This is a genomic window from Caloranaerobacter azorensis DSM 13643 (assembly GCF_900129995.1).
Classification (GTDB): domain Bacteria; phylum Bacillota; class Clostridia; order Tissierellales; family Thermohalobacteraceae; genus Caloranaerobacter; species Caloranaerobacter azorensis.
Genome location: NZ_FQXO01000125.1, coordinates 1 through 3,254 on the forward strand (window position 1 = coordinate 1; position 3,254 = coordinate 3,254).

Sequence of the window (3,254 nt, forward strand, 5' to 3'; positions counted from 1 at the left end):
CTATCGCCCTAAAAAATTTTCAAGTGCTAAATTTCTGATAAATTATTGAGCATGATACAAGAGTATTTTAGTAAGAAATATCATAAAGTAAGCCTTTTAGTTCCTTATAGTGATTTAGATATAATGTCAAAATTTTTTAATGCATCTAAAGTAGAAGAGTATATTTATCAAGAAAATGGCGTTTTGATAAAAACTGTATTAGACGAAATAAATTATAACAAGTATTCTAAATATTTAATTGAAAACAGGGATGATGCTATATGAAAAAGAACGAACTTACTTGGAGTAATATAAAGAAATTAGAGGATTATCAGATAACTTATTTACTATATTTAGAAGGTAAGAGTATTGAAGAAATTTCAATTATTAGAAGAATGTCTAAGGAACAAGTTCAAAGACATATTTTAGAATGTAAGATTGAGTTAAGTAGAAATACATCAGAGGAAGATTTACTAATTAAGATAATTAGCTTAAATAAAAGGGATAGGCTTGAATACCTGAATATAATAGATGAGTCTGAAAGAGAAATGTTATCAATGGAAATATATAAAAGATATATAAAGTTTAAAAATCCTGAAGACAGAATGATTTTAATTTGGCTAATAGGAGAACTCAAAGATAAGCGATTATTACCATTTATTAGAATGGAGATTAGAAGTAAGTATGTAAATTTGAGGAGATTATGCTGTTCGGCACTTGGAAAAATTAAGGATGAAAAAACAAAGGAATGGTTAGAAGAAGCGTTAGAAGATGTAAACCCTCAAGTTAGACAATATGCAGCAAAGGCTTTGAAACATATAGGTGATTTAAACACAATTAACAAACTGAAAAAAATAGTTAAAGATAAAAAAGAAAAAGATTATGTAAAAAAGGCAGCTTATGATTCTCTAATAAGTATCGAAATGAAATTAGTTGATTAATTTTTTAGTATTTTCAACTATCTTAACTAATTTATTATATGCTAATATTGTACCATAGGCAACTATAGGTCGACCGAATGTAACCAGATTGAGTCGTCTTGAGCTGAAGCCTCCTATTTTCATTAGAAAATTTACACCATCCATTGTACTCACTAATAATAGTTCGTTTTTATTTCCTCCAGCAAGTTCCCATGCATCTTTTATTGCAGGTATTATAAGGTGCGGTACAAATTGTCTGCTTAAAGTAAATACTTTATGTCCATTTTCATCTATACCACGGAAGATTATTTTACCTTGGTCTTTTTTATTTAGTGTATCAAAATATGATAATGATAATATATCTTTTAAACTGGGTTTTTTATTATTTGGAAGTATGCCAAGATGAATTGCAGATGCTATTGCAGATGAATGAGCTCCACCTACACAATGATAAATTATATACATTTAATCACCTCATGAAAAATTAATACAAATATAATTTTCCCAAATTTTATAAAAATAATTATATAAATTAGGTTTTAAACATAAACTAATTATAAAAGAAAATTTCAGAATTATATTGAAATTTAAAATTTTTTAAACTATAATAAAATTAAAAAGCGGGAGGGAATACCAATGCTGTTTAGAAACTGTGCTGGTGGTGTAGTATTTTATGGCGACAGAGTTTTTATTTTAAAAAATGAAAAGGGTGAATGGGTATTACCTAAAGGGAAAATTCGTGACGGTTTCCTAGCGCATGAAACTGCTGTAATTAGAGTCAAGGAAGAAACAGGGCTTGAAGTTTCTATTATATCAACTGCTGGGGAAACTAGTTACGAATTTTTTTCTATAACGAGAGGAAGGCCTGTTTGTAATGAGATAATATGGTATATTATGGAGGCTAAAAATGAAGATTTTGTTGTAAATAAAGATGAAGGTTTTAAAGATGGCGGATTTTTTGATGTTGAAGATGCACTTAAACTGATTACATATAGTCAGGATAAGGCTTTAGTTAGTTTATCGTTTAAAAAATATCAAAAACTAAGAGATAGACAAATAGCTTATGTATAGGGCAGTTATTGCCCTTTATTTTTTTTATTTAAATGATTATAATTAAAATAGCTAAAAGAGCTAAAGTTTGAGCATAAAGGGGAGAGGCATAATGAAGAATAGATATAGAACATTACATAAATATGGTGAAGATGAGATTATTATTAACAAATCTAGATTTATTGGATATGCTAAACCTATAGACAGTGAACAAGAGGCAATTGAATTTATTAATGAAATAAGGATTAAACACAGGGATGCAACACATAATGTGTATGCTTATGTTTTTGGTGAAAATAACAACATACAAAGATATAGTGATGATGGAGAACCTACTGGAACTGCAGGAATACCGGTTCTTGAAGTTATAAAAAAAGAAGACTTGAGGAATATTGTTGTTGTAGTAACTAGGTATTTTGGTGGAATTAAGTTGGGAGCTGGAGGTTTAGTTAGAGCTTATACTAAAGGAGCAAAAATCGGTATTGAAGCCGGTATTATTGTTGAAAAAGTATTGTTTAAAAGAATAAAGGCGAGGATAGATTATACTCTATATGGAAAAGTTGAAAATGATTTACTTAAAGGTGGCTATATTATAGATAATGTTACTTATGATACGGCAGTAAATCTATTTATCTTATGTGAAGCAGTTAATATAGATGAATTAAGAAGTTTACTAGTTGATATAACTAATAATAGAATACAAATTGAAGAATTAGATGAAGAATATTATTCTGTTAAGGATGGTAAAATAATTAGATAAGAATATTTAAGTATTCAAATTTAAAAAAGTTAGAGTTATAATATACATAGGTAGGGTATATATTATCTGAATAGGAGGGAATATAATTGGATAAAATTGAAATGAATAAAAAAGAGATGTTAGAGAAGAAAGTATGGGCGGTAGTAGGTGCTACAAATAATAAAGAAAAATTTGGCTACAAAATATGGAAAAAGTTAAAAGACAACGGATATGAGGTTTATCCAGTAAATCCTAAATATGATAATATTGATGGTGAAACTTGTTATCCTACATTAAAGGATTTACCTAAAATTCCTGATGTAGTCGATTTCGTAGTTCCACCTAAAGTAACGTTAAAAGGTATAGATGATGCAAATGAACTTGGCATAGAATATTTATGGTTTCAACCGGGAACAGCAGACGAAGAAGTTATTGATAAAGCCGAAAGATTAGGTAAAAAAATAGTTTTTTATGATTGTGTTTTAGCAGCACTAGATTAGTAAAAGGTTCCAAAATGGAGCCTTTTATTTTTTGTGTGCCGGGCATGCGTAACAACTAGGTGGTGA

At 28.6% G+C, this 3,254-nt stretch carries 6 protein-coding genes; 5 read left to right on the forward strand and 1 reads right to left on the reverse strand.

What is annotated here, in order from left to right; translation table 11 throughout:
• Window positions 1–51: 51 nt before the first annotated feature.
• Window positions 52–264: a hypothetical protein gene (locus tag BUB51_RS12260; RefSeq protein WP_073198098.1), complete on the forward strand. Its 213-nt coding sequence runs from the start codon at window positions 52–54 to the stop codon at window positions 262–264.
• Window positions 261–920, forward strand: a complete 660-nt coding sequence (locus tag BUB51_RS12265; protein WP_073198099.1) for a HEAT repeat domain-containing protein — start codon at window positions 261–263, stop codon at window positions 918–920. Before BUB51_RS12260 ends, BUB51_RS12265 begins: the two co-directional genes overlap by 4 nt.
• On the opposite strand, the gene BUB51_RS12270 is transcribed toward BUB51_RS12265, so the two are convergent.
• Entirely contained in the window at window positions 909–1,364 is a 456-nt protein-coding gene (locus tag BUB51_RS12270) for a DUF3189 family protein (protein WP_073198102.1), read from the reverse strand. The two genes, BUB51_RS12265 and BUB51_RS12270, sit on opposite strands and share 12 nt — an antisense overlap.
• A 171-nt stretch (window positions 1,365–1,535) precedes the next feature.
• On the opposite strand from BUB51_RS12270, the gene BUB51_RS12275 reads away from it, so the two are divergent.
• From BUB51_RS12275 to BUB51_RS12285, 3 genes are all read left to right on the forward strand, one after another.
• On the forward strand, window positions 1,536–1,970 hold the full coding sequence (locus BUB51_RS12275; RefSeq protein WP_073198103.1) for an NUDIX hydrolase: 435 nt from the start codon (window positions 1,536–1,538) through the stop codon (window positions 1,968–1,970).
• A 91-nt stretch (window positions 1,971–2,061) separates the two neighbouring features.
• Window positions 2,062–2,709 (forward strand): YigZ family protein, encoded by a 648-nt coding sequence (locus BUB51_RS12280; RefSeq protein WP_073198105.1) that lies wholly within the window; start codon window positions 2,062–2,064, stop codon window positions 2,707–2,709.
• 86 nt (window positions 2,710–2,795) lie between these two features.
• Window positions 2,796–3,188, forward strand: coding sequence for a CoA-binding protein (locus tag BUB51_RS12285; RefSeq protein ID WP_035161844.1), 393 nt, complete (start codon window positions 2,796–2,798; stop codon window positions 3,186–3,188).
• The last annotated feature ends 66 nt before the right edge of the window (window positions 3,189–3,254 follow it).

Coding starts and splice junctions, on each gene's coding strand:
- BUB51_RS12260 (WP_073198098.1), top strand. CDS start 52: ATGATACAAGAGTATTTTAGTAAGAAATATCATAAAGTAAGCCTTTTA.
- BUB51_RS12265 (WP_073198099.1), top strand. CDS start 261: ATGAAAAAGAACGAACTTACTTGGAGTAATATAAAGAAATTAGAGGAT.
- BUB51_RS12270 (WP_073198102.1), bottom strand. CDS start 1,364: ATGTATATAATTTATCATTGTGTAGGTGGAGCTCATTCATCTGCAATA.
- BUB51_RS12275 (WP_073198103.1), top strand. CDS start 1,536: ATGCTGTTTAGAAACTGTGCTGGTGGTGTAGTATTTTATGGCGACAGA.
- BUB51_RS12280 (WP_073198105.1), top strand. CDS start 2,062: ATGAAGAATAGATATAGAACATTACATAAATATGGTGAAGATGAGATT.